Source organism: Clostridium ragsdalei P11 (assembly GCF_001675165.1).
GTDB lineage: Bacteria > Bacillota > Clostridia > Clostridiales > Clostridiaceae > Clostridium_B > Clostridium_B ragsdalei.
In genome coordinates this window covers 1-25,273 of the sequence record NZ_LROS01000015.1, presented here as the reverse complement: position 1 = coordinate 25,273, position 25,273 = coordinate 1, and the positions used below count along the sequence as shown (strand labels likewise).

The window sequence follows — 25,273 nt, the reverse complement described above, 5'->3', positions numbered from 1 at the left end:
ACATAGCCTATATTTTCTAATTTGGTGCGATGTCAGAAGTGATTTTTCTTGACATAGCACCATATTCTTTGCCTTCTAAAAAAACATTTTCTGAATCCAGTAGTACAACAAATATAAAGTAAACAGTACTGTAGTAGGGACTACTACAATTGTTACATTTATATATTCTCTCCATGGAACCCTAATATCATTTTTCTTTAGTATAAACATCCACATTAGTGAAGCTAATGTTCCAATTGGAAGAAGCAGCGATCCTATATCGCTGCCAATAATATTAGCTAAATAAATTGTTTTTAGTGTAATTGGATTTAATCCCATATTGCTTAATGTTATAGTACCAATCATTAATGCTGGGTGATTATTAAAAATATTGGATAGGACAGAAATTAATCCTCCCATTAAAAAACTTGCATGAAGAAGACTTTTACTCACAATTGGTTTACAGAAGCTTATGAGATAGGCTGTTAATCCAATATTATTCAAGCCATAAATAATCACATACATTGAAAAAGCAAATAATAATATATGCCAGGGGGTTTTTCTTAAAATATCCATTGGACTTGTTCTTAAATAATACCATCTCCATATTAGTAATATAATTGAACCTGATGCTGCAACAATTTCTATTGGAATTCGAAAATAGGATGCAACAAATAATAAGCAGCGTATTACAAAAACAAAGGCTAATACTTTTAACATAAAACTTTTTCTTTTTTCTTTTGTATCAAGAGACAAATTTCCTTTAAAAGAATGAAACTTCTCTGTAAAAAACATTTCATCAAGTTCTATTGTCGGTTTTGGAAGAGTACGCGGCAGCTTGTTTTTTAGTATTAAAAACATTAAGCAAGACATAAACAAAAGCCCGAGTGTACCAGGAATAAACATCATTTTCGTATAATTATAAAGTGTCATATTTATAATATTTAATGAGATTAAATTGGTTATATTACTTACTCCTATGGGTGTACTTGAACCTGTTGCAATTAATGCCCCACTCAGTAGATAAGGGATAAATTCATGTGGGTATACAAATCCAAAGTTTCTCAATAACAATATAAGGATAGGTGTAGTAATTAAAATACTACCATCATTATTAAAAAGTAAGGTCATAACAAAGCATAATAATTGTATATACCAATATAATCGATAACCTGAACCCTTTGCGAGCCTTGTTAGTGCAGCTGCAACCCAGTGAAAGAAACCAAAACTTTCTAGGATAACTGCCATAACAATGGTTGATATGATAGTAATAGAAGCCCCACCAACTTTATTAGTAATATCCTGTAAATTAGCATAGTTTACAACTCCAATTAAAAGTACAATTATTGCTCCTACAGAGGCAGGATATGCTTCATTTATATCTGCTGGCCTCAAAAAAATAATTATTATTGTCATAATAAATACAAAAATTGTTGCTATAGCTATATTAAAAGTAGATATAATTAAGCTTCCACCTATTAATATAGAGAAAAGGGCAATCACATTAAAATCCTTCCATGGATTTACTGGTTTTGGAGGGGGTGGAGGAGGTGGAATGCCTTCATTTCCATGATGTGTAGAAAATTGTTTTATATGATGTGGCATTTTCCAAAGTCCTCTGAGTGAAGATTTAGGTCCCCTATATATATTAAAAATATTATATTTGAAATTTCCTGATTTTTCTTCATACCGATAACACCAAATTGTAAACAACATTATAAAAACTATTATTAGTGTGTTACCCATTTTTTTATCCTCCTGCTTTTTAATAGGAATCATAGTATAAAAAGTTATTCATAAGGCTAACTTTTACTATATACTATGATACATAAATATAATTTGTACGTTTTTTAACAAGGGTTCAATCAAATAAGTCAGATAAACGCAAAAAGGATATGGATTTAATTCCATACCCCATAATTACAGGAGAATTTGATGGTTAGTAATTTAACCTATTTGAATTCAAATTAAATTTTATTTCATATTCTTTATTAGGCCATATTAATTTTCAGCATATCTTTTTATATCAACAGTTAGTTCAATTAAGGCTTTATTAACAAATCCTTTTATAAATTTCTGCTTTTCTTCACCACGCATTATAGAAACAGTTGCTTCCTCATCATAGTCATCTTCATCTTCATAAATTGAATTTATAGACATTGATTTCAAGTCATCTAAAACAGCTGAAGATGTAACTGTGCAGATATCTCCTTCTTGAACTCCTTCTGCAGGTATAAATGATTCAAATGGTATCCAAACAGTTGTATGTCGAACAACACCGTCTAAAGCAATGCTGTTATCTACAACACCGCAGCTTGGTTTAGGTTCTTCTTTATTTTTATTATTTTCTTTATTTTTATTGTTTTCATTACTTTTATTATTTTGTCCGTTTACATATCCAGGACTTTCAGATTTGCTTGAGTTTTCGCTGCTTTTTTCTTGGTTACTATTTTCCACTGGTGGTCTTTTCATAGTAGTATACATAATACAACTATTTAGATAACCACTTACTAAAATAGTGCCGCTAGTTACTTTTATATCTTTTATTTCAACTTCATCTTGGACATTAATTACTTTTAACACCGCGTCTTTCTTAGGAGCATCAAAGATGATTTTTCTTTTAATTAGTTCCTTACGTGTTACTTTCCCAATTGCTTTAAGATCAATATTTTTAGATATATTATTGTTACTTGCCCCCTGTGGGTTTAAGTTTGTTTCCATATGTCAGCCTCCCTCTATAATCTTATTAGCGTAAAGTTTTTCACACTACCTATACTAATATTTATAATTCGATTATTACTTTACGTTGTACTTACTTGGTTTAAAAATTTAATCCTAATTATAATATATTTTGAAATTTTTAAAATGTTCATTGCTAATTAAAGAAATTTCATATTTATTATTTTTACAAACTTTAATACTGTATATAGCCGCTTTTATCAAATTAAATCTCAATATAGAAAGTATTCCTTTTTAATAAAAATTCTTTTATGTTCATTAATAAAGCTATAAAATTTATACTAAATAATATTTGAATAAAAATCTAACTTTTTTCAAATGTGTGACATATTATTTTATTTTTATTAATATAAATAACTTTATTTTTATTATCTTTAACTATGAGATGTTCACAGGTCTCTCCTAAAAATATTCCATTAATATATGAATGTCTATGACCATATTCAATCATTACCGAGACATATTTTCCTTTACAATCTATTTTTTTGTCAGTGACTTCATCAAAATGTTCTGACATGGATTTCTCCTCCTTTCTTGTATAATTAGTGATCTGGGTTTAATACATTATACTAATATGATCAATAAAATGTTCAACTAAATTATTTTATCTTATGGTTGTCATTTACAATTATGCAAGACTTGAAAAATTTTTATAGTTGTAGGAAATTTCGTAACATTATTGACTAAAAATTAATAATATATAGTGAAGTAGTTAATCTTTACAATTAAATTTATGTAGATAATAAATAAGCATATTAAGGAAGAGACTTTAAAGATTTTAAGGAGGATATTTATATGAATATCAAAATGGTAGAGGAAACTTATATGGGAACAAATATGACAATTGTAACAAAGAGTGGCAACAAAATACAAGGTGAACTTTTAAAAGCTGGTGAAGATGCTGATTTCTTAAAGCTTAAAACTCAGAATGGAATAATAATGGTTAGTACTAATGCAATTGAAAGCATGTATTAATCATTTCGAAAATTTATCGTAAAATAATTTTTTACAAATGCAGCGTTTCTGTAAGATTATAGTAATATTCGTAAGGGGAGGAAGAGTTGATGAATATTAATAAAATAAGTGAAGGTGAACTTGGCTATAGTGTGACTATCGTTACAATGAGTGGTAATAAAATACAAGGAACTATCCTAAAATCTACTGAAGATACTGATATGTTAAAACTTAAAACTAAGGATGGTATAATAATGGTCAATTGTAATTCTATAGAAAGCATATACTAAAATGATACATTCTAATCACAATGTTTTATGATTAGAAGTTTAAATAAATGTAAGTAAATTAGAGGCTACCTTATAATGGTACCTCTTTTACTTATAAATAATATTAATATTTTATTAGGAGGATTTATAATGGCTGATTACTATTTTAATGATTATGATAAATTTGTAGGAAAACATATTACTGTCATCTATGACTGTGGTTCTAAATGTAAAAAACTCCATTGTAAACTACTTAAATATTGTGAAAAGGGCTCAAAAGAAAAGTATATTATACTAAAAACACGCAATAAAATAATTTACTATATGAATTGTAATAAAATTATATACTGGATAGCAGATTATAAAGATATGCCCGCTGAGAATCAAGATTCTTGTGTGTCCAACGCTAAATCTATGGAAACTAATGCAATTGCTGAGGGCGAAAATTTATTTTTAAAAGAAACACAGGACGAAGAAATTATACCCTTAATGCCAAATGAAGATACTACTCACGTAGAGTTACCAGTAGATACTATTAGTAATGTCCCAATTATTTCAGAAGAACATGGTAATAATCATATTATGACAGATGTGAAATTTAATGATGATAAAATTGCAGCGGAATACAATCCTAAAGATATCTATAAGAAAAATGTTTTAAGGTATCCCTTAGCGGCATTTATAAATTGTAATTTTCAAGGAGTATATTTAACAATTTATACTACATCTGCCCAAGCCATATCAGGAGAAGTTATTTTTAACTATGACTGCTTAATTGTTTTAAAATCTGATGAAAAAACCTATTATATTAATCCTGAACAAATCACCTATTTTTGCTAAATGCCTAGTAATAAATATTAAATGAACATTTTAATATTTATTTCGTATTATAATAGTGGTTAAAAATATAAGGAGAATGTTTATGTTTTATTGCCCATATGCTCGCAGAATAAATAATTATTATAGAGCTAATCAAATGAATTCTTCTATTAGGGTATTCCATGCTGCACCTAATGCACCAGCTGTAGATGTTTATGCCAATGGAAAGCTTATCGTAAAAAATCTTTCCTATAAGGAACTCTCACAGTATATTTCTGTTGCTCCTGGCAGCTACAATATTATGGTTTATCCCTCAGGACAAATGATAAACCCTGTTATAAATACTAATTTAAATATTCCTGCAAATACTGTATTTAATGTAGCTGTAATAGGAACTATTCCTGATATTAGTTTATACCCTATACAGGAACCAACCACTGCTCAGAACTTTGGAAGACCTTGTGTAAGATTTGTTCATCTTTCTCCAAATGCACCAGCTGTTGATGTAAAGTTGTCTGACGGCACAAAAGTATTTGCTGATGTTGGTTATAAAGATATTACAGATTATGCCTGTGTTCCTACAGGGACGTATACTTTCACAGTTAGCCTTGCTGGCAGGGACAATGTAGTATTAACTGTTCCAAACGTTAAAGTGGATCCTAATAATTACTATACTTTATATGCAGTTGGCCTGGTTGGAAAATCTCCAGCTTTAGAAGTTATGTTAGTGCCAGAACCAAGATAAAATAATTAGGAAGTGCATTATTACGAGTATAATAAGCAAGGTACTTTATAGAATTTCTATAGAAGGTGGAGGAATAGTTAAAAAAAGGTTTAATAGACAAACACAAAACTGTAGAAAGGTGAATGAAAAAGTACTATTTAAAATATTAAAATCAAATGTTGAAAGTGAAATAGGGATTAAGTTTAATTTTAAAAATATTAAGTCCATAGATGATTTTAAAAAACAAGTTCCACTAACAGAATATAGATATTATGAAAGCTATATAGAGCGAATGGCAAATGGTCAAAAGAATATTTTAACAAGTGACAATGTGGAATACTTTGGCCATACATCAGGAACTACAGGTAAACAAAAATTAATTCCTTGTACTAAAAGGGGTAGAAAAATTGCCTCAAAGTATATGGCACTTCTTATTAATAAATATTCTTATGATAACTTTAAGAAAAATTGGAATTATGGAAAAGGATTGATGATAGCTGATATAGTTATGACAACTTATACTAAAGGTGGGATTCCAATATGCTCTGCTACCTCTGGAGGAATGAATGGTATAAAGTATATATTGCCATATTTATATACTTCGCCATTAGAAGTTATGACAATAAAAGATAGGGAAGATGCTCTTTACCTTCACTTATTATTTGCGTTAGAAGAAGTTAAACTTTTATATATAAGTGGAGTTTTTATCTCCAATATTTTAGATTTGTTTAGAGTCTTGGAGAGTAAATATGAAAGCTTAGTAAGGGATATAAGAAGAGGATGCATAAGGAGCAGCTTAAATATTGATGAAAATACTAGAATAAATTTAAATAAACATCTTTCACCTAATGCCAGTAGGGCTGATCAATTAGAGAGTGAATTTAAGAAAGGATTTAAGGGGATAAGCGTTAGAATATGGCCTAATATGGCCTATATTGCTACAGTAACTGGAGCAAACTTTTCAATATATGATGATAAAGTTAACTATTATACTAATTCGCTCCCGATCTATTCTCCAGGTTACGCTGCTACTGAAGCTATGATTGGAATTAATCCTTATGCAAATAAGATAAGATATGTAATTATTCCTGACACTGTTTTTTATGAGTTTATTTCTATTAAAGAGGAAAATAAAAAAAACAAGGATACCTTTTGCTTAGATGAATTAAAAATAGGAGAAAAATATGAAATAGTCGTTACTAATTATGCAGGCCTTTATAGATACAGAATAGGTGATGTCATTAAGGTAGTAGATTTTTATAATAATTGTCCAGAGATTGAATTTTTATATAGGAAAAATCAAGTACTTAATATGGCAGCGGAAAAGACTAATGAAGAACAATTGACAAATGCCATAAGAAATACAATGAAAAAATTAAACTTAAACCTAGTAGATTATACTACGATACCAGATAATTCAATTACACCTGGAAGGTACAGTTTTTATTTTGAATTTAAAAATAATATACCTAATTATAAAGTTAAGCTATTAGAAGAGACATTGGATTATGAAATAAGAAAATCAAACTTGGCCTATGATAGAGCCAGGAATAATAAGAGATTAGGTATGGTAAAAGTAGTGCTTTTATCACCAAACACTTTTAACTTAGTAAAGGAATCCTTGTTTAATAAAGGAGTATCAAAAAATCAAATTAAGATTCCGAGAGTTGTAATTAATAATAGAAATATATTAAATATTGTTAATAAATCAAAAATACTGTAGTTTTAAGTAACTGCAGTATTTTTGATTAAATATTAAATTTGACAAATAACAACAACTTTATAAGGCGTTGTTTGAGCTGGTATACTCTTTGTAGAAGCTCCATAGATTACGATTAGATTACGATTTGCAGGATTTCCAGTAAAAGTTTGATCATTTTCCAGAACTATTTCAGTATCTGGCCCAATGTTTAATTTTAACATATTGTCACTGCTCACTAATTTACTATTGAAATAGTCTACCTTTACATTTTGGTATTCAACATCTTTTGCTATAACAATTGCCCTAAATTGTGGTGGAAAAATAAGAGGAACAGCTGCATTCGTATTATAAAAGCCAGTTATTGTATCTCCAACTGACACTGTTACATGATCTACAAAATAAGTGGATGGCCCTACAATAAAGTTTACCAGATCACCCAGCCTGTTTTCTACAGATATTAATTTATAACATCCTGCGCTTTCTTCACGATTATTTATGAAAAAGTCATTAATCATGGTAACCACACCATGGAAAGGTTGAAATTTTTTCATTTTATATTTCTTCACTCCTATTTAAAAAATCTGTTTATCCGATTATTTGATGCCAAGAACTCTGTTTATATATACTATGCATTTTCAAAACATTATGATCATTTCAAAAAAGAGATATGTAAATTATATTATAATTGCACAAACAAGATATTATTACATATGATTTTGCATGGTTTAGTGGAAACATCAGATTTATTCCATGTAGAAATTAAGCATAAAAATATTCACAATGTTATGCAAATATATGAAAATTGTGGTATAATTTTATATTATTTAATAAAAATTGTAATAGAGGTGACGTTGTGGAAACTTTATGCAGTACATGCAGTTTACGTAATGATATAGAAAAATATAGAATTATGTTGAATAACTTAATAGCTGAAAAAGATTATAAATTGCTTGATGAAGAAATTATTAAGCTAAGTGAATATTTGGATGAATTAGTGTACAAGTGTGTATTTTGCAATAAAAGTTTAGAATATATTTCTAAACTAAATTTAAAAAACGTATTTGGCATACATTCAACTTTTTATTATTATGGATACCAGCATCTTTTTACCAGTCTGTATTTTTATATAACTGCAGGTATCAATAATAATGAACTTATATATGTTTCTATGGAAAAAAGTCTTTACGATGGATTATTAGCTTTTTTGAAAGTTAATAAAGTTCCTGTTGAACATATTAAGTTTAATAGTGTAGAAGAACTAATTAAAGGCAATAAATATGGTGGCTTAATTGAATTAAAACATCAAATTAATAAAGCACTTTTAAGTAATGAAGTTAAAAAATATAGCGGTATTAGATGGATTGGACAACCTTCTTATGCTATTAAAAGCACTTCTGAAAATGATTTTTTAGCTTTTGAAACAAACTTAACTAAAGGTGTATACAATACTAAAGCATCTATACTTTGCATATATGATGCTTATGATTATATGAATAAAGGAGAGTTTATAAATAAAACAGTAATAGAAAAATCTTTACTTACCCATTCTTATATTTTAAAAAATTCATTTTTAGAGGAGATAGGTTAGGAAAAAGTAATAATAATCTACATACCCCCGTTTATTAAGTGGAATACACAGTATAAAATTCCATTAATATGACGTGCAGGAATGAACATACTTCTTCAAATTATGCATATTGTGTTCGATAACTTAATTGATATTTAATTGATATTGGGGGGACATAAATTGAAGAAAATACATATTTTATTTTGTTTTTTATTTATAATGTTTTTTATTGCAGTGCAAGATGCAGCAGCAGCTCCATCCAATATCAGATTTGGTGGAATGAACAGATATGAAACTTCAGTAAATGTCTCACAAAATAATTTTCAAAAATCAGAGTATGTGGTGTTAGTTTCAGGAGAAAATTTTCCAGATGCTATTTCTGCTGCACCTCTTGCAAAAAAGTATAATGCACCTATTTTAATAACAGAAGGCACTAATTTAAATTCTAATGTAGATGAAGAAATTAAAAGATTAGGAGCTAAAAATGTTTTTATAGTAGGTGGTATAGGAGCAGTCTCTAAAACTATTGAAGAACAATTAATTGCTCTTAATATTCAAATTACACGTATAAGTGGACAAGACAGATACGAAACGAGTGCTAAGGTGGCAGAAAATATAGGTGCAAGTAATGGAGTAGTACTAGCTTCAGGAGAAAATTTCCCAGATGCTTTATCTATAGCTTCTATAGCAGCGGCAAAACAGATGCCAATACTTCTTACACCAGCTAAAATATTGACTGATAGTGTTAAAGATTTTATAAATAACAATAGTATTTCTAAAAGTTATGTAATTGGTGGTATTGATGTAATAAATGCTAATGTTGTTAAAGATTTACCTAATATGAAAAGACTTAGTGGAATAGATAGATATGAAACAAATTTAAATGTAATAAATGAATTTTTGGGAGATTTTAATTTTAACAATGTATATTTAGCATATGGGGGAGATTTTCCAGATGCTTTATGTGGTTCAGCTGCAGCAGCAAAAGATTTTGCCCCTATTGTTTTAGTTAGTAAAAGTTATACTAAGGCACAGTCCTTAATCAGATCAAAGATAGATTCAATATCTTCATTAAAGATATTAGGTGGCACATTTGCTATATCAGATGCTTTAGTACAGTCTATTTTGTATCCAAGTAAAACTGTACTAGGGTATACTACTTATTATTATATAGGAGATAGTTCATCTTATAATTCTATAATAAATCATTCACAGGCAATTGATTCAATTGCTACAGATACTTATATTATGGATAGCACAGGTAATATAAAAGGTTCAGTACCATATAATCAGGTAAGCTATGCAAATGATAACAAAATTAAGACATATGCCATGGTATCAAATAGTTTTAATGGAGATATAGCAAAAGTTGTACTGGAAAATTCAACAAATAGGCAAAAACTTATAAATAATATATTACAAAGTTTAAAAGCAAACAATTATAAAGGTGTAAATATTGATATAGAGAATGTTTACTATTATGATAGAAGTTATTTTACGACATTTATGGGCGAACTATATAATACGCTGAATCCACAAGGATTTGAAGTGACAATAGCAGTTCCTGCTAAAACAAGTGATAGTATGTGGCAGAGCTGGATTGGAGCTTATGATTATGCTGCACTTGCAAAGGTTTCAGATAAGATTGTATTGATGACTTATGATGAACATTGGTCTGGCGGAGCACCTGGTGCCATAGCATCTATAGGATGGGTGCAAAATGTAATAAATTATGCAATTACAGTTATTCCTAGAGATAAAATACTATTGGGATTAGCAGCCTATGCTTATGATTGGCCATCAAATGGAGCAAAAGCAAAATCTTATGGCATAAGCCAAGCATATAATATAGCTTCACAAAAGGGTGCCCAGGTTAAATGGGATTCTGCAGCTAAAAGTCCATACTTCAATTATACTGATAGTTCAGGTATATACCACACTGTATATTTTGAAAATAGTACAAGCATCTCATATAAACTTGATATTGTAAATAATTATGATTTAGGTGGAATTTCTATATGGAGATTGGGATTGGAAAATTCTGATTACTGGGAAACTATTAGTAATAAATTTAACAGATACTAATTAAATCTGCAAATAAATAGGGGACTGTTGCACTAAGAAATTTACATACAACATATTGTTTTATCCGATTGCTACCATTGCTAACCACCACTATCGCACATAGCGAAAGTGGGGGATAAGCACTGTTACGCACCTGGATAAGTTCTTCTAAGGTTCAGATGAAAAGGTATTCCTTATAGGCAAACTCCACCTGAACCTAAGAATCACTTGATAATTCACTTGCTAATATAATATGTTGTAGAATTTATTTTTAGTGTGACAGCCCTACAAAACTAAATCCAATCTATTTTACACAAATCTATCTATATCTTCCTATATAGTTTTTTGTTAAAATAAGTTTTTAAACTACATCAATATTTGTAATCGTCAACTTCAACTTTATCAACCTCTTGGTAAGGAGCAAGTGTGGATACCATCTTGATTGCAGAGTTAGAATTGTTCACACAATAATGAACCTCTCCTGGTTCAATATGGATAAACTGACCTTTTGTTAGGTGATTTACTTTTCCATCTACCACAATATCAATTTCACCATCAATGATGTAGAAATTTTCTTCCATAACATTATGGAAGTGAGCTTTAAAATCTTGTCCTGGTTGAAACTGAACTAGAGCAAAGTTCATTCTTGGACCTTTCATCAAGTATTTGGGACCATGATCACCAAAACGATATTCTTTTTCTTTTTCGTCAATAATATACATAATCAAAATTCCTCCTTGTTTGTTAAAATCTTTTTAATTTTATAGGTACTATAGACCTGGTGCGATCCACATATTATTTGTAAGCTTCTGGTTACAAAGCTCTAATTGTGCAGCATACACCTTACGCCATTTTTTGTAAAGGTTTTCGTAAAGAAAATGATTTTTTATAGATGGTTCATAGGTCTTATCCCAATGTACAAGTTTTCTTGCTGTCTCTGAGATATTGCTATAAATTCCTGCTCCATAACCTGCCAGAATAGCAGCGCCAAGGCCAGTTGCTTCTTTTACTACTGGAACACGAACTGGTAGGCCAAGAACATCAGATAAGATCTGGCACCATAATGGGCTCTTTGAAGCACCTCCTGCAAAGACAATGCTTTCTGGCATATTGCCAGTAACTTCTCGTACTAAGTCAAGATGGCCTTTAGTAACCATAGCTGTATTTTCTAGAATAGCATGATAAAAAGTGTAGCGATTAAATTTTTCAGAATCAAGTTGAAAGTTTGTGAAAGTAGGAGAAGCATGTTTCCAAGAAATAAAGTTCATGACATCAGAAAATGCGCACATCATTCCGTAGCTCCCAGCTGGAATCTCAGCGGCTTTTTGATCCATTATATAATAAGGATCTTTACCTGTTTTTTCAGCTTCCTGTTTTTCAAGTTGACAGAATCCGTCTCTAAACCAACGCATTACTAAACCAGGTTTGAAAGCTAGAGCTTCGTACTGCCAAACATCAGGTACTGCGTGACAATTAACACGAACACGGCAGTTTGAATCAGTTTTTACAGCATCTGTATTAAATTCATATTGCCAGAAGCTCCCCCCAAATATGGCGGCTTCCTTTGATTTAACCACACCTACACCTATGCAACCAAGCTGTGCATCACCACCACCTACTACAACGGTAGTACCTTCAGCAAGACCAGTGTCTTTGGCACCTTTTGTATTAACTTTACCTATTATGGAACCACATTCCACAACATCAGGAAAGATAGTATCCTTTAGGCCGCATTTGCCAGCGATAGAAGAATCCCAAGCTCTTTTTTTTAGATCGAAGATGCCAGTTGTAGATCCATTACTTGGTTCAACAGCTAATTTGCCTGTCATTTTAAAAATTAGCCAGTCATTAAACATACCTATATGTGCAATTTTTTTATATATTTCAGGCATCTTGTTTTTTACCCATAGAATACGTGGCAGTGCACCAAGAGCATAGGTTTGTCCAGATTCCATATATACTTCTTTTTCTAATTCTGGGTTCATGCGTATGAGTTCACCAACTTCGTCATTAGAACGAGCATCAACATTAGCACAAGCCCATATTTCTTTTCCAAATTTATCATATAGTACAATTCCTTCACGCATACAGGTAGTAGATACAGCTGCAATTTCTTTTGAATTAATTTTTGTTTGGTCTATTACTCCATGAATACAGTCACATGCTAGTTTCCAGTTATGATTCCAATCGAAATTCATGCTGCCAGGCCATTTAGGATCCTCATTGTGAATCCATTCCTGCTGAACACAGCCAATCTGATTACCTTCCAAATCAAACAAAATGGCACGAACGCTTCCAGTGCCAGCATCAACAGCCATTAAATATTTTTGCATCAGTAAGACCTCCTTATAATAATTTACTAAACTTATATATTTTCCTCAACTGCCACATAATAGAATCAGGCTGCATGTGAACAGTGAGTAATTATTGATTTATATTAATAAATGCATATATTGAATAATGTTTAGAAATTGGTATTAATGAGTACAACTGATTTTAGTAATATCTTGAATAAATTTAAAATAAAAATTAGTTTTCCGGATTTTGTGAAATACTTTCATTAGTATCTAATAGCTGCAATGCAGTAGATTCATCTGTAATTAGAATATCAATGTAGCCACCATTTAAGACAGCTTTAATTGCGCACACTTTATCATCACCTGCTGCAACTCCAATTACGTTATTAAGTTTGAGAAGTGTAGAAAGCGGGGTTGTAATTAAACGTTCTTCTATATATGTTTCTACTAATTTTCCATCTTTATCAATAAAATGACACAATATGTCCCCGACAGCACCTTTCATTTTTAAGTATAGAAAATCGCTTTTAGTTAGAATCCCACTTTTTACAATAGTAGCATTATTGCTAATAGAACCAATTCCTACAACAGACATACAAGAAAGTTGTAACATACGTGAAATTTCATTAATAGATCCCTCATTTTGTAGGGCTTCTACTACTTCTTTAGAAGACACTAGAAGTGGTGATGGAATCAAATAAAGTTTAGCATTAAAGATTGTAGACATATTATTAGGTAAATAATAACTAACACCACCTGTCATTGATACTACAGAGAGGGGACGTTCGGCCATGGTTGCTAGATTATTCAAGATGCGACTTTGAGTATCGCCATATCCCATATTAATGAAGTTGTTATTACCTAGGCGGTTATTTATATACATGGCAGCGGCTCGCGCAATATTTTCATTAATAGAAACTTCTTTTGGTGGTGAAGGTACAATAAAAGTATCTTTAAGATTATACACTTGGGATAATTTCTTTTCTATATGCAAGCGACTTGCTGGGTCATCACGCAGCTTAAATTGAATAATTCCAGTATTACGTGCCCTATCTAACAGTTTTACTACACGCATACGTGAGATACCAAGAAGTTCTGAGATACGCTGCTGGGTCATATTATCAAAATAGTAATACCATGATACTTTAATCATAAGTGCTTCTTCATTATCCATTTGTTTTTCTCTCGCTTTCTATATTAATTTTATGTGATTATAAAATACTATGACTTAGTATTAGATTATGGCTAAAAATAATATCTTTACGTTTGAAAGTAGTAATTCCTATTTCAATTTTCAATAGAAGAGCATACAAAATTTAATATTAATCTTCAATTACTTAAATTTAGTGGAAGACTACTCCAAAGACTTACTATCTTTTGTTTTGATGAAAAACAAATGATAACTTTATAAATAGTATAACAACATGATTTTTTAATGTCAACATGGAAACTTGTTGTAAAAGAAATTTATTATTTTCAAATAAATTTGTGTAATATAATAATTGTACTACCTTATAATATGGCTAGTATAAATACTTTATCAATAAAATAATTTGTGTATAAAAGTAAAATTTATATAAAATTCTGATAATAAAACAAGCAACTTTATTGTAAACGGTTGACAAAGTTTTCAAAATGTTTTATGATTTTGTAAACAAACAAAATTAATCTGCATGTAACAAATGTTAGGAATTTAATTATGGAGGCTAGGAGTATGGAAGAAAATATTTCAAAAAATTCAGAAATAAATACTGATAATACGCTCCTTTCTGTGCGAAATATTCATAAGTCATTTGCAAAAAATAAAGTTTTAAAAGGTATTAATCTAGATGTCAGTGCAGGTGAAGTATTAGCATTGATTGGAGGTAATGGTGCAGGCAAGAGTACTTTAATGAAAATTATTATGTGCATCTATCAGCAGGATATTGGCGATATTTATGTAGGTGGCAAAAAGGTTTTGAATTCTAAACCTTTAGATGCAATGAAACTTGGTATGTATCTTGTACCACAGGAACCTATGCTTTTTCCAAATATGAGTGTGGAAGAAAATATACTAATTGGATTTAATGAGAGCTCTAAAGAGTTAGACAAACACCTTAGAAATTTATTGAAACAGATTGGTTGGCATTTGGATTTAAACAGAAAAGCTATGACTTTATCTATTGCTGAACAGCAATTGGTAGAACTTCTTCGTGGGTTATTAAGAAATGCAAAATTATTAATTTTGGACGAGCCTACTAGCGCATTAACTTTTGATGAAGTAGAATCCCTTTTTAAAATTATTGAAGATCTTAAAAAGAAAAACATCGGTATTATCTATATTACTCATAGACTTGCTGAGGTATTTACTATAGCTACTCATGTTGCAATTATGAGAGATGGGATTATAACACTTAATGGGGAAGTTAAAGATTTTACTCGAGAGATGCTTGTACAAGGATTACTTCCCACAGATATAGAAAAGAAAGAACTTAATTTTAATAGTACGGTACCAGATTATAAAAATCTGAAACCAATATTCAGCTTAAAGAACTTTAGTGGATATGGATTTAAGGACGTGACTTTTGATGTGTATCCTGGTGAAATTTTAGGCTTGGCAGGTGTAGTAGGTGCTGGACGTACCGAACTTGCAACTACAATTTTTGGTAAAGATGTGGTACTTGGTGGAAAGGTTTATCTTGAAGGTACAGATATTACTGGAATGTCAACTGCTCAAGTGATGGAAAAGGGCATAAGTTATATTCCAGAAGATAGACGACAAGATGGAATTTTTAAGATTGGTGATATAAGGATGAATACTACATGTGGATGTTTAAATCATCTTTCTAAGTTTTTTATAAATTCTAAGAAAGAAAGAGAGTTAACTGATAAGTCTATAAGTGATTTTCGCATTAAAGTAACTGGACAGGATCAGTTACTTGGCAGTCTTTCAGGCGGAAACCAGCAGAAGGTTGTAATTGCTAGAACACTTTTAACACATCCAAAGCTGATTATATTAGATGAACCTACTCGTGGAATTGATGCTTCAGCCCGTGGTGATGTATATTCAATTATGAATAAATTAAAAGAGAAAGGTTTTTCTTTCTTACTCATATCATCAGATATGGAAGAGATTATTGAACTTTCAGATAGAGCAGTTACCATGTTTCAGGGAAGAATAAATCATATATTTAATAAAGCGGATATAAATCAGAATAACTTGATGAGTGCCGCATTTGGTGTTTATGAAGAAGAAAAGGAGGGTGTATAGAGTATGGAAAGTATGAGTTTTATGAAAAAGATAACAAAAAGAAGAGAATTTTCGTCCATAATTTTCCTCCTTGCTTTGTTTGGAATTGCAGGAGTTGTAAATCCGGCATTTTGGAAATTAGATAATATTATGCTTTGCTTAAATGGTTCTACGGTTTATACAATCTGTGCTATTGGTATGGCATTTGTTATTTTTACAGGAGAGATTGATGCATCTATAGGTGGTACATTAGGGTTATCAGCTGCAGTGGCAGCTACTATGATAAGAAATGGTAATTCAAGTATGATGGCATTATTGGTAGCTATTTTGATTGGAATAGTTATAGGTACTGTTAATGGATTTGGTGTAGCAGTTCTTGGAGTTCCATCAATTATTATGACTATAGGTGTAAACGGTATCGTAAGAGGCTTTTCTTATGTTTATACTGGTGGTGCCTGGGTTGAAAATATTCCCCGTAACTTTAAGGAAATTTCGCAGATGGGTATGTTTGGATTATCATGGTTTTATATAGGTACTATTATAATAATGATTCTTATACATTTTTGTGTAACGAAAAAAAGATGTGGACGATATTTTCAAGCAGTAGGTGATAATGAGGATGGAGCTGTTCATATAGGTCTTCCCGTTACTGCAACTAAGATGATCAGCTTTATAATTTGTGCAGTTTGTGCATCCTTGGCTTCTGTAATATTTGTTAGTCGTATTGGGTTTGTAACGCCTATGTCTGGTAATGGTTATGAGATGAAAGCTATTGCTGCATGTGTTATTGGTGGAATAAGTCTTTCTGGTGGTATTGGAAATATGATTGGAGCAACTTTTGGTGCATTAATTATGGCATCCATCAGTCGTATTTTGGTCTTCGTAGGATTATCATCCAATTATGATAACACAATTACTGGAATTTTGTTAATTACTATTGTTGTTATAGATGCAGTAATTCAGAAGCATAATATTGAAAAGTCAAGAAGAGAACGTTTGGCAGCGAGAACTGCAGAAGTTATTGAATACAAAGTAGAAGGAGGAAATAAAGTATGCGACAGAAACTAAAAGGAATATATACAAAATTCAAGTTTCGATGGGAATATTTCCTGGTAATATTGCTTATTGTAGAAGTAATTATATTTGGTAATTTAAATCCTAGATTTTTAAAACCTCAAGTTCTATTTGGCAGTGTAAACGATTTTATTTCTATTTGTATTATTGCAATTTTTACATGCTTTGTGTTTATTACAGGTGGTATTGATTTGCAGGCCGGTTCTATAGTGGGGTTAACCTCGATAGTTATTGGAGTAATGTGGAAAAGTGCAGGAGTTAACATTATAGCAGCATGCCTAATAGCTCTTATTGTTGGTGGCCTATGTGGTGCCCTAAGTGGTTTTTTTATAGGGTTTACTGGTGTTCAGCCAATGGTAGTTACATTAGGTGGATCATTTCTATATTCTGGACTTGCTATTGCGGTATCAAATATATCAAAGACCGCTGCTTATCTTGGCATTAGTGGTTTTCCACAGTACTTTACAAGTTTTACCAAGAAACGTTTTTTTGGTGTTATTCCATCACAGTTTCTTATTTTCATAGCACTTTCAGCTATTGCTTATATTATTTTACACAGTACAAAATATGGAAGAAAAGTTTTCCTTTGTGGAATTAATCAAAATGCAGCAGGATTTACTGGTATTAATTCAAAGCTTATCATTATGAGTACATATATTTTCTCAGGTATGGCAGCTGCTATTGCAGGTATCATTATGACAAGTTATCTTGGATCTTCAAAATCTGATTTTGGAAGTGATTTAACTATGCCAATAATTACAGCTGTAGTACTTGGTGGAACATCCACTTTAGGAGGTAAAGGTGGAGTAATTGGTTCAGCACTTGCGGCAGTTGTAATTGGAATCATGAGATTTGGTCTTTCAATGAATGGCATGCCAAACCAGTACTTAGATATTCCAGTAGGCATTATGTTAGTCCTTGTAGTTGCAGGAAGCTGTATTTCTAAAAATCAAAAGATTTCTACAGTTTTACGCCATTATGTATCCATCAAAAATTAGTCATAAATAAATTTTATTTAGTGTTATTAGGTATATATAGACGAATATTTACGTCTGCATATAAAAACAAAAAAACAGGGGGGTTTTATAATGAAAAAAGTTTTTGCTTTGACATTAACTGTTGTTATGGCTCTTACAGCATTTACGGGATGTGGTTCATCCAGTAAGCCATCAAGTGATTCTGCAGAGAAAAGTACTTCTAACAAAAATAGTAACATTACGGTAACTTTTATTCCAAAGGTTACAGGCAATGCATTCTTTGAATCTGCTAATAAGGGTGCTCAAAAATATGCTAAAAAGTGGGGATTTAAAGTTGACTACGAAGGTGATGCTAGTGCATCTGCATCTGCTCAGGTATCTGTAATTAACAAAGCAGTTCAACAAGGTACAAATGCAATTTGTATGTCATCTGTTGATGCTGCTGGCGTTAAGGATGCTTTAAAAGCTGCAGCAGCAGCAGGTGTTAAAGTTACTACATGGGATTCTGATGTAGATCCATCTGTTCGTAAAATTATGGTCTCTCAAGGTACACCTAAGCAATTAGGAGAAATGCTAGTTAAAATGAGTTACGATTCATTAAAAGAACGTGGCAAAAACCCAGATAAGGATCCTATCAAATATTGCTGGCATTATTCAAATGCAAGTGTTACTGACCAAAACTCTTGGAGAGTAGAGGGAGAAAAATACATTAAGCAAAAATATCCTAACTGGCAAAATGTTGCACCAGATAACTATTATTCAAATCAAGATGCCGAACAAGCTATTTCAGTTGGTGAATCTATATTATCAGCACATAAGGATATTGACTTAATTATCTGCAATGACTCTACTGCACTTCCTGGACAATGTCAGGCAGCTCAGAACAAAGGTAAAAAAGCTAAAGATATTACTATTACTGGGTTTGCTTCACCTAATTCTATAAAACAGTATTGTAAAGAAGGTATTATTACACGTTGGGGATTATGGGATTGCGGAATCCAAGGTGCTATGGGTTGCTACATGGCATACTATCTTGCTGCAGGTAATAAAGTAAAAGTTGGTGATAAGATTAAAATTCCTGATATTGGTACTGTAGAAGTTATGCCTAATAATGTACTTAATGATTCAGCAAGTACTTCTGATCCTTCTTCAGGAGTTGTATTACTACCTGAGAGAACTGTATTTACTAAAAGTAATATGAACAATTTTGATTTTTAATGTATAACTTATTTATTTGATTTCAAATGATAAATGTATAAATTATAAGGAGGATTTTAATTATGCCAGATATGGAAGGCTTTAAAGTAGCAAAAGATTATCACATAGATACTGAATTTGCGAATAATTCTAAAGGCTTTTATGTTAAAGGAGCTAATAATTTAGATTGGGGAATGAAAAAGCATCTTGCAAATATTTTTGATAAAAATAGTGGCAATACTGTAATGTTTGCATTTGATCATGGATATTTTATGGGGTCTGTATCAGGTTTGGAAAGACTTGATTTGTTGATTCCCAAACTTATGGATTATGTTGATGTTTTGATGTGTACAAGAGGTGCACTTCGTACTTGTGTTCCACCAGTTGGACAAAAATCAATCGCACTACGTGTTTCATCTGGTTCATCTATGCTAAATAATGATTTATCTCATGAGGTAGTTGCTGTTGACATTCAAGATACAATCCGCTGCAATGCAGATTGTATGGCTGTTCAAGGATTTATTGGTGCAGATGGCCAACTTCAAAGTATAAATAATTTATCGAAGGTTATAAATGAAGGTATACGTTATAGCATTCCCACTATGGGCGTTGTAGCAGTAGGAAAGGATATGGAACGTACAGATCGTTATTTTAAACTTGCTACACGTATCTTAGCAGAAATTGGGGTTAACATTGTTAAGACCTACTATTGTGAGAACTTTGAAGAAGTTGCAGCAGCATGTCCAGTTCCTATTGTTGTAGCAGGTGGAAAAAAGTTACCTGAAAATGAAGCTCTTACAATGGCATATCATGCAATAAGTGAGGGTGCGCATGGACTAGATATGGGACGTAATATTTTCCAAAGTCTTCATCCAGTAGAAATGGCTGAAGCCATAGGTAAGATTGTTCATGAGAAAGCAACTGATAAGCAAGCTTATGAATTTTATCAGGATGCCATTCATAAATAATGAGTTATTGGGTAAAAAAACAGGAAAATATAAAATAAACTTTTATCAGAATCAAGTTTATTTAATGCTTTTTTAAAATGCAGAAGAGTTTGATAAAATTAAGATTTAGAAATGCAGCTAATTATAGATGAGTTATAATTAGCTGCATTTCTACTATATAAAAATTTTCTGTTTTTGTACAAAAAATTATATGATGAGATATTGAAAATAAATAATTATTAAGCTTGAAAAAATGTTACAAGTGAAAAGTGTAATTATATTTTATCATTTTTAAATATTCTCTTTAAAAGAGAACTATTTGATTTTGATTTACATAAATTTAGCTGGGAAGTAACAGCTTTTAGTTGAAGTTTTAGATTAATAATAGCATCTTCTTTTTCAATAGAGGCATTTTCTAGTTCATTAATTTTGTTTTCCTTTTCAATTAAACTTTTTTGAATAAAGTTAATATTTTCATTTAGCAAATCTTTTGTTTTATTGAAATTGTCATATTCCTCATTTATATTATAGCATCTGCTTTTGTATGAGAGATATTTGGTTTTTTCTTGCTTTAATAAATATTTAAGCTGAAGAATTAAGTTATTTTTTTGATTAAGCATTTTTTGGTATGCAGAGATTTTTTTCGAAATTTCATCCATAAAATAAGTCATATAAGGGTTGACCTTATAATCGTTACTATTAGAAAATATTTGAGATATAATCAAATACTCTAGAGGATTTTTATTTATGGTATACAGTTCGTTGAAATCAAAAGTATCTAGATAACTTTGATTATTTGAGCTATAAATACATTTTGTAATATCTAGGAAAGTTAATGAATCCTTAAAGGGATCATCACTAAAACTTCTACCATTGTCTATGGAAAAGTTGCTGAAAATTTTATTATCTTGTGTCCAGGAGCACCATATTTGATTATATCCTATAAAAAGATAACAGAAGTCTATATTTACACTTTCTGATAATTTATTATATTTAAAGTCTGTACCAATGCCATTAGCATAGATTAAACTGTTTCTATTTTGGTCATTTTTTATATATAGTATATGAATTGTATTTTTGCTTTTAAGTATAGAATAATATTTATAGGGGAAAGTACTTGAATCTATACTATAGAAGTTGGACCAATTTTTACTTTCATGATTGAGTATTTTGTATCCAAGCTCATGCCTATTATTTACTGATTTCTGATATAAAATAAGTATTTTTTTATCTTTTGAAGTATGAAGGGAAAAAGATATATCATAATTGAATTTTAGTGTATCTATTATTTTAGAAGAAGATAGGTCATTTTTTTTATCTAAAATTTGGTGCCATATAGTTGTAATACCTGTTTTTTTATTTAAAACACTGTAGATGATGTGAATCTCATTTTGGTTTAGGAGAGCTTGAAAGTAAACATCATTTATTTTTCCATTATTGTTTTTAATGATTTGCTGTTCATTCCATCTTGTTTCATCTTCTGAAAGCAAATTTATATTTCCTTTCATATCCTGATATAAAACATATATTATATCATTTGGAAGTAATATAGCTGAAAAATTTTGAGTAATATTGCTTGTAATCAAATTATAAGTATGCCAGGCATTTTCTTTGAATATTCTATATACAATTTCTCTATTTTCATTATAAGATATGTTCCATATAACTCCATTAGAGCGTTTTAAAATATAAGATTTTTTGTCTTTAGATCTCATTAAACTAACTCCTCTTGGAGAATTATTCTTTATATATAAAATATGCTTAAGGACTTCAATATTATAACAAAAAATATTTAAAATTGTAACAATTAAAAACTTGCTACGTAAAATGTTAATGTAGAAGTACTTAAAAAAGGAGAGATAATAATTGAAGGACGTTCAAGAAATCATGATGGAAATAGATAATATAACTAAAGGCCAATTAGCGGTGGATTTAAGTGAGGATGAAAAAAAGGAACTAGTGGGGTTAATTGAATCTGGTTCAGGAGAAGTTTTGCAACAAAGCGTTTCTGATCCTTGTTGTAATTGTGATCCAACAACACCACCAACTCCATGTCCATCCTGTACGGCAGGAACTTTTTGCTGCTTAATTAGTGTTCCTACTGATTTTACATTTATACCTGGACATGTGCATGCTGGTGTTTCTAAACGTACTGAGTTTACTGTTACTCAGGGAAGTGGCAAATGTACAGCAACACTTACAAATGGATGTACTATAGCACTCAATAGAGCAAAAGTTACTGGAAGTGTTAAAGTATTTGCAAGTTTGGGATTTAAAGATCCAAGTGGAAATTGTGCTTTCCTATGCTGCACAGATGTTGTATGTTTCTGTAATTCGGATGTAGTTTGCTGTGGAACTATAGATCCAAATACTATAAAATTTTTAGTCAGCGGTTTAAGCTATAACAACCTTGGAACGGTAGGCTCCTCATGTCCTAAAGTAAATATATACGAGGTTACAGGTAAAATTACACCTACATGTTAGTATTTACTTTACATCAAGTGATTCTTAGACTCAGATGGAGTTTGCTTAAGAGGAATACCATCCTCCATCTGAGGCTTAGAAGAACTTATCCAGGGGCGTAGCAGCCGTTGTCTTCCAGCTAAATATGATGGAAGTGTTACGGATGGTAGCCATCAGATTAAAAAGGTTATCTCAAAAATATTTCGTAAGAAGTGTTTTGAGATAACCTTTATTTTTTAAAATGAAATCATGAATTTTTTAAAGAAAAAATCGTCATCATGTATACGCTCTTTAAAATATTTTTCCCTTTGGGTAAATATTAAGTCTAAGTTGGATTTAATACTTGAAACTACAATAGGAAAATAAGAATAGCTATTTATAAGGTTTATGGTTTTAAGTATACGCTGTTTTTTAAAGTGAGAATATGCCATACAAAGCATATTGTAAGCAACATTAGATGAAGTAACTTTATAGGGATGTTTTGGCCTGAAAAGATGTCTTACTTTTACTTCTGGGTTGACCACAATCTTATATCCGTAAAGCCAGGCTTTAAAACAAAGCTCTTCATCTTCTTTTCCCCATACTTGGAATAAATTGTCAAAACCGTTTATTTTTTGAAAAGCCTCTTTGGTTATACAAAAAGCACATCCGCAGGCAATGGGAATCTCATAGATAATGCCAGGATTACGTACAATCCAGGTAACATTGAGTTTATTATCCCAGGTTTGACCATAGCCAGCTGCTAAATTATTATGCATATCTAAAATACAAGGTGCTGCTATATTGGCATTAGAAACTTTTAAGGTATCCACTAGATTGTCTAGTAAGTGGTCAGGAACTTTTACATGGGCATCACAGAAAAACAAATAGTTTCCATTAGCTACTTTTGCACCAGCATTTCTTGCACGAGCAGCTCCTATATTATTTGTTTTAATTAAAATAATATCTTTATAGGTAGGCTTGTTTAAATCAGACTTTAAAAATTGGGTACTTGAGTCATTTGAAGCATCATCTACTACTATGATTTCAAAGTTAAGAAAATTTTTAGATTTCATAATGGAGTCCAATGTCCATTTTAAGTTATTTACTTCATTTTTGCAGGGGACAATTATGGAAACATCTACTTTATTTTTATATGAAGGTTTTTCTTCCACTAAATGTACACTCCTCTCAACTATATAGATTTTAAGAAATAATTTAAAATGGAATATTAAATTTATCAAAGAAAAAATCATCGCTGTGCAGGCGTTCGTTAAAATATTTCTCTCTCCACTTAAAAATTAAATCTATATTGGATTTTATATTATCTGATGCGGTATAAAAAAAATAATTATTTCTTACAGTATCTATAATTTTAGCAATCCTACTTTTTTTAAAATGGCAGTAAGCAGTGCATAACATATTAAAAATCATATAGGATGTACCTATGCTAATGGAATATGAGTTTTTTAAACAATACCGATTTACTGTTATATCCGGTGCCACTACTACTTTATAACCATAAAGCCAGGCTTTAAGACACAATTCAAAATATTCACTTCCATAAATATCAAAAATTTCGTTAAAACCGGTTATCTTTTTAAATACAGCTCTGTTAATACAAAAAGCAGAACTGCATACAAAGGGAATTTCACTTATGATTTTAGGATTATTTATCAAAGGTTTAGGTGTAAGTTCACTATCAAAAGTCATACCGTAATTTGTAATATTATCCTTGGTAGTTAAAATGGATGGTGCTATTATAGAAGCTTTATATTTTTGAGATATAGCTAGAAGATTGTCTAACCAGTATTTTGGTACATTTATACCAGCATCACAGAAAGACAAGTAATTTCCTTTAGAAACTTTTGCAGCATAGTTTTTGGCTTTTACAGTTCCTATATTAGGAGTCTTAATCAAAGTCATATCATTATAGGATCCTTTATCTAAGTTATATTGTAAAAAATCTGCACTTCCGTCTATAGAACTATCGTCTACTACTATAATTTCATAATTAGTCCTATTATAGGAATTTATTAGAGAGTCTATTGTTGATTTTAAAGCATTTAATTGATTTTTACAGTAAATAATAATGGAAGCATCTATTTTAGATTTTGTTTCCTTTTTCAATAGTTCGTTTTTGTTAAGATTTAATTTTTCATTATAATTATAGGGTTTCTAAGTGATAATTTAACTTATACTAGGAAACTTCTAGCATAAGCTAATGAATGAATCTTAGCAAAATTAGAATTAAGTTCGTCAAAAAGAATTTTAATATCTGATACTAATTCCC

23 protein-coding genes are annotated in these 25,273 nt (G+C 30.6%); 13 read left to right on the top strand and 10 right to left on the bottom strand.

All coding sequences use genetic code 11. The features are described 5' to 3' along the window. Positions 1 to 75: 75 nt before the first annotated feature. The 3 genes from CLRAG_RS08175 to CLRAG_RS08165 form a co-directional block, all read right to left on the bottom strand. Entirely contained in the window at positions 76 to 1,725 is a 1,650-nt protein-coding gene (locus CLRAG_RS08175; protein WP_242872116.1) for an arsenic transporter, read from the bottom strand. A gap of 255 nt (positions 1,726 to 1,980) precedes the next feature. After that, positions 1,981 to 2,700: an SPOCS domain-containing protein gene (locus tag CLRAG_RS08170; protein ID WP_065077972.1), complete on the bottom strand. Its 720-nt coding sequence runs from the start codon at positions 2,698 to 2,700 to the stop codon at positions 1,981 to 1,983. A gap of 322 nt (positions 2,701 to 3,022) precedes the next feature. Then, on the bottom strand, positions 3,023 to 3,235 hold the full coding sequence (locus tag CLRAG_RS08165; RefSeq protein WP_065077971.1) for a hypothetical protein: 213 nt from the start codon (positions 3,233 to 3,235) through the stop codon (positions 3,023 to 3,025). A gap of 278 nt (positions 3,236 to 3,513) precedes the next feature. On the opposite strand from CLRAG_RS08165, the gene CLRAG_RS08160 reads away from it, so the two are divergent. From CLRAG_RS08160 to CLRAG_RS08140, 5 genes are all read left to right on the top strand, one after another. Beyond that, positions 3,514 to 3,693 (top strand): hypothetical protein, encoded by a 180-nt coding sequence (locus tag CLRAG_RS08160; protein WP_065077970.1) that lies wholly within the window; start codon positions 3,514 to 3,516, stop codon positions 3,691 to 3,693. 89 nt (positions 3,694 to 3,782) lie between these two features. Further along, entirely contained in the window at positions 3,783 to 3,962 is a 180-nt protein-coding gene (locus CLRAG_RS08155; RefSeq protein ID WP_065077969.1) for a hypothetical protein, read from the top strand. 129 nt (positions 3,963 to 4,091) lie between these two features. Next, positions 4,092 to 4,781, top strand: a complete 690-nt coding sequence (locus tag CLRAG_RS08150) for a hypothetical protein (RefSeq protein ID WP_154104963.1) — start codon at positions 4,092 to 4,094, stop codon at positions 4,779 to 4,781. An 82-nt stretch (positions 4,782 to 4,863) separates the two neighbouring features. Further along, a complete protein-coding gene (locus tag CLRAG_RS08145; RefSeq protein ID WP_065077967.1) occupies positions 4,864 to 5,505 on the top strand; it encodes a DUF4397 domain-containing protein in 642 nt (213 codons plus the stop codon). A gap of 28 nt (positions 5,506 to 5,533) precedes the next feature. Continuing rightward, the gene (locus CLRAG_RS08140; protein WP_476695873.1) at positions 5,534 to 7,207 is read left to right on the top strand and encodes a GH3 auxin-responsive promoter family protein; all 1,674 of its coding nucleotides are present in this window, start codon (positions 5,534 to 5,536) and stop codon (positions 7,205 to 7,207) included. 32 nt (positions 7,208 to 7,239) lie between these two features. Here the strand turns inward: CLRAG_RS08140 and CLRAG_RS08135 are convergent, their stop codons facing one another. Continuing rightward, positions 7,240 to 7,737 carry a hypothetical protein gene (locus CLRAG_RS08135; RefSeq protein ID WP_065077965.1) on the bottom strand — a complete coding sequence of 166 codons (498 nt, stop codon included), beginning with the start codon at positions 7,735 to 7,737 and terminating at the stop codon, positions 7,240 to 7,242. A gap of 302 nt (positions 7,738 to 8,039) precedes the next feature. Between CLRAG_RS08135 and CLRAG_RS08130 the strand changes: the two genes are divergently transcribed. Both CLRAG_RS08130 and CLRAG_RS08125 read left to right on the top strand, forming a co-directional pair. Continuing rightward, positions 8,040 to 8,774 carry an MEDS domain-containing protein gene (locus CLRAG_RS08130; protein ID WP_083985616.1) on the top strand — a complete coding sequence of 245 codons (735 nt, stop codon included), beginning with the start codon at positions 8,040 to 8,042 and terminating at the stop codon, positions 8,772 to 8,774. Positions 8,775 to 8,933: 159 nt separating this feature from the next. Beyond that, complete coding sequence (locus CLRAG_RS08125; protein WP_207644797.1) at positions 8,934 to 10,838, top strand: cell wall-binding repeat-containing protein; 1,905 nt, start codon at positions 8,934 to 8,936, stop codon at positions 10,836 to 10,838. A 350-nt stretch (positions 10,839 to 11,188) separates the two neighbouring features. Here CLRAG_RS08125 and CLRAG_RS08120 read toward each other — a convergent pair whose 3' ends face one another. From CLRAG_RS08120 to CLRAG_RS08110, 3 genes are all read right to left on the bottom strand, one after another. Further along, complete coding sequence (locus tag CLRAG_RS08120; RefSeq protein ID WP_065077964.1) at positions 11,189 to 11,539, bottom strand: cupin domain-containing protein; 351 nt, start codon at positions 11,537 to 11,539, stop codon at positions 11,189 to 11,191. A gap of 48 nt (positions 11,540 to 11,587) precedes the next feature. After that, positions 11,588 to 13,150 carry an autoinducer-2 kinase gene (gene lsrK, locus CLRAG_RS08115; RefSeq protein ID WP_275507575.1) on the bottom strand — a complete coding sequence of 521 codons (1,563 nt, stop codon included), beginning with the start codon at positions 13,148 to 13,150 and terminating at the stop codon, positions 11,588 to 11,590. 196 nt (positions 13,151 to 13,346) lie between these two features. Beyond that, on the bottom strand, positions 13,347 to 14,288 hold the full coding sequence (locus CLRAG_RS08110) for a sugar-binding transcriptional regulator (protein WP_065077962.1): 942 nt from the start codon (positions 14,286 to 14,288) through the stop codon (positions 13,347 to 13,349). Between the two features lie 540 nt (positions 14,289 to 14,828). Here CLRAG_RS08110 and CLRAG_RS08105 point away from each other — a divergent pair. The 5 genes from CLRAG_RS08105 to lsrF all read left to right on the top strand — a co-directional run bounded on the left by CLRAG_RS08105 (position 14,829) and on the right by lsrF (position 20,559). Beyond that, positions 14,829 to 16,364 carry a sugar ABC transporter ATP-binding protein gene (locus CLRAG_RS08105; RefSeq protein WP_154104961.1) on the top strand — a complete coding sequence of 512 codons (1,536 nt, stop codon included), beginning with the start codon at positions 14,829 to 14,831 and terminating at the stop codon, positions 16,362 to 16,364. 3 nt (positions 16,365 to 16,367) lie between these two features. Continuing rightward, positions 16,368 to 17,411: an ABC transporter permease gene (locus CLRAG_RS08100; RefSeq protein WP_242872114.1), complete on the top strand. Its 1,044-nt coding sequence runs from the start codon at positions 16,368 to 16,370 to the stop codon at positions 17,409 to 17,411. Continuing rightward, a complete protein-coding gene (locus CLRAG_RS08095; protein ID WP_065077961.1) occupies positions 17,396 to 18,415 on the top strand; it encodes an ABC transporter permease in 1,020 nt (339 codons plus the stop codon). Before CLRAG_RS08100 ends, CLRAG_RS08095 begins: the two co-directional genes overlap by 16 nt. 90 nt (positions 18,416 to 18,505) lie before the next feature. Next, on the top strand, positions 18,506 to 19,612 hold the full coding sequence (locus tag CLRAG_RS08090; RefSeq protein ID WP_065077960.1) for a substrate-binding domain-containing protein: 1,107 nt from the start codon (positions 18,506 to 18,508) through the stop codon (positions 19,610 to 19,612). Between the two features lie 62 nt (positions 19,613 to 19,674). Beyond that, a complete protein-coding gene (gene lsrF, locus CLRAG_RS08085) occupies positions 19,675 to 20,559 on the top strand; it encodes a 3-hydroxy-5-phosphonooxypentane-2,4-dione thiolase (RefSeq protein WP_065077959.1) in 885 nt (294 codons plus the stop codon). Between the two features lie 254 nt (positions 20,560 to 20,813). On the opposite strand, the gene CLRAG_RS08080 is transcribed toward lsrF, so the two are convergent. Beyond that, on the bottom strand, positions 20,814 to 22,253 hold the full coding sequence (locus tag CLRAG_RS08080) for a hypothetical protein (protein WP_065077958.1): 1,440 nt from the start codon (positions 22,251 to 22,253) through the stop codon (positions 20,814 to 20,816). A 151-nt stretch (positions 22,254 to 22,404) separates the two neighbouring features. Between CLRAG_RS08080 and CLRAG_RS08075 the strand changes: the two genes are divergently transcribed. After that, positions 22,405 to 23,022: a hypothetical protein gene (locus CLRAG_RS08075; protein WP_065077957.1), complete on the top strand. Its 618-nt coding sequence runs from the start codon at positions 22,405 to 22,407 to the stop codon at positions 23,020 to 23,022. 215 nt (positions 23,023 to 23,237) lie between these two features. Here CLRAG_RS08075 and CLRAG_RS08070 read toward each other — a convergent pair whose 3' ends face one another. Then, a complete protein-coding gene (locus CLRAG_RS08070; RefSeq protein WP_065078016.1) occupies positions 23,238 to 24,155 on the bottom strand; it encodes a glycosyltransferase family 2 protein in 918 nt (305 codons plus the stop codon). Positions 24,156 to 24,198: 43 nt separating this feature from the next. Beyond that, positions 24,199 to 25,110 carry a glycosyltransferase family 2 protein gene (locus CLRAG_RS08065; protein WP_065077956.1) on the bottom strand — a complete coding sequence of 304 codons (912 nt, stop codon included), beginning with the start codon at positions 25,108 to 25,110 and terminating at the stop codon, positions 24,199 to 24,201. Positions 25,111 to 25,273: the final 163 nt, after the last annotated feature.

Coding starts and splice junctions, on each gene's coding strand:
- CLRAG_RS08175 (WP_242872116.1), bottom strand. CDS start 1,725: ATGGGTAACACACTAATAATAGTTTTTATAATGTTGTTTACAATTTGG.
- CLRAG_RS08170 (WP_065077972.1), bottom strand. CDS start 2,700: ATGGAAACAAACTTAAACCCACAGGGGGCAAGTAACAATAATATATCT.
- CLRAG_RS08165 (WP_065077971.1), bottom strand. CDS start 3,235: ATGTCAGAACATTTTGATGAAGTCACTGACAAAAAAATAGATTGTAAA.
- CLRAG_RS08160 (WP_065077970.1), top strand. CDS start 3,514: ATGAATATCAAAATGGTAGAGGAAACTTATATGGGAACAAATATGACA.
- CLRAG_RS08155 (WP_065077969.1), top strand. CDS start 3,783: ATGAATATTAATAAAATAAGTGAAGGTGAACTTGGCTATAGTGTGACT.
- CLRAG_RS08150 (WP_154104963.1), top strand. CDS start 4,092: ATGGCTGATTACTATTTTAATGATTATGATAAATTTGTAGGAAAACAT.
- CLRAG_RS08145 (WP_065077967.1), top strand. CDS start 4,864: ATGTTTTATTGCCCATATGCTCGCAGAATAAATAATTATTATAGAGCT.
- CLRAG_RS08135 (WP_065077965.1), bottom strand. CDS start 7,737: ATGAAAAAATTTCAACCTTTCCATGGTGTGGTTACCATGATTAATGAC.
- CLRAG_RS08120 (WP_065077964.1), bottom strand. CDS start 11,539: ATGTATATTATTGACGAAAAAGAAAAAGAATATCGTTTTGGTGATCAT.
- lsrK (WP_275507575.1), bottom strand. CDS start 13,150: ATGCAAAAATATTTAATGGCTGTTGATGCTGGCACTGGAAGCGTTCGT.
- CLRAG_RS08110 (WP_065077962.1), bottom strand. CDS start 14,288: ATGGATAATGAAGAAGCACTTATGATTAAAGTATCATGGTATTACTAT.
- CLRAG_RS08105 (WP_154104961.1), top strand. CDS start 14,829: ATGGAAGAAAATATTTCAAAAAATTCAGAAATAAATACTGATAATACG.
- CLRAG_RS08100 (WP_242872114.1), top strand. CDS start 16,368: ATGGAAAGTATGAGTTTTATGAAAAAGATAACAAAAAGAAGAGAATTT.
- CLRAG_RS08095 (WP_065077961.1), top strand. CDS start 17,396: ATGCGACAGAAACTAAAAGGAATATATACAAAATTCAAGTTTCGATGG.
- CLRAG_RS08090 (WP_065077960.1), top strand. CDS start 18,506: ATGAAAAAAGTTTTTGCTTTGACATTAACTGTTGTTATGGCTCTTACA.
- lsrF (WP_065077959.1), top strand. CDS start 19,675: ATGCCAGATATGGAAGGCTTTAAAGTAGCAAAAGATTATCACATAGAT.
- CLRAG_RS08080 (WP_065077958.1), bottom strand. CDS start 22,253: ATGAGATCTAAAGACAAAAAATCTTATATTTTAAAACGCTCTAATGGA.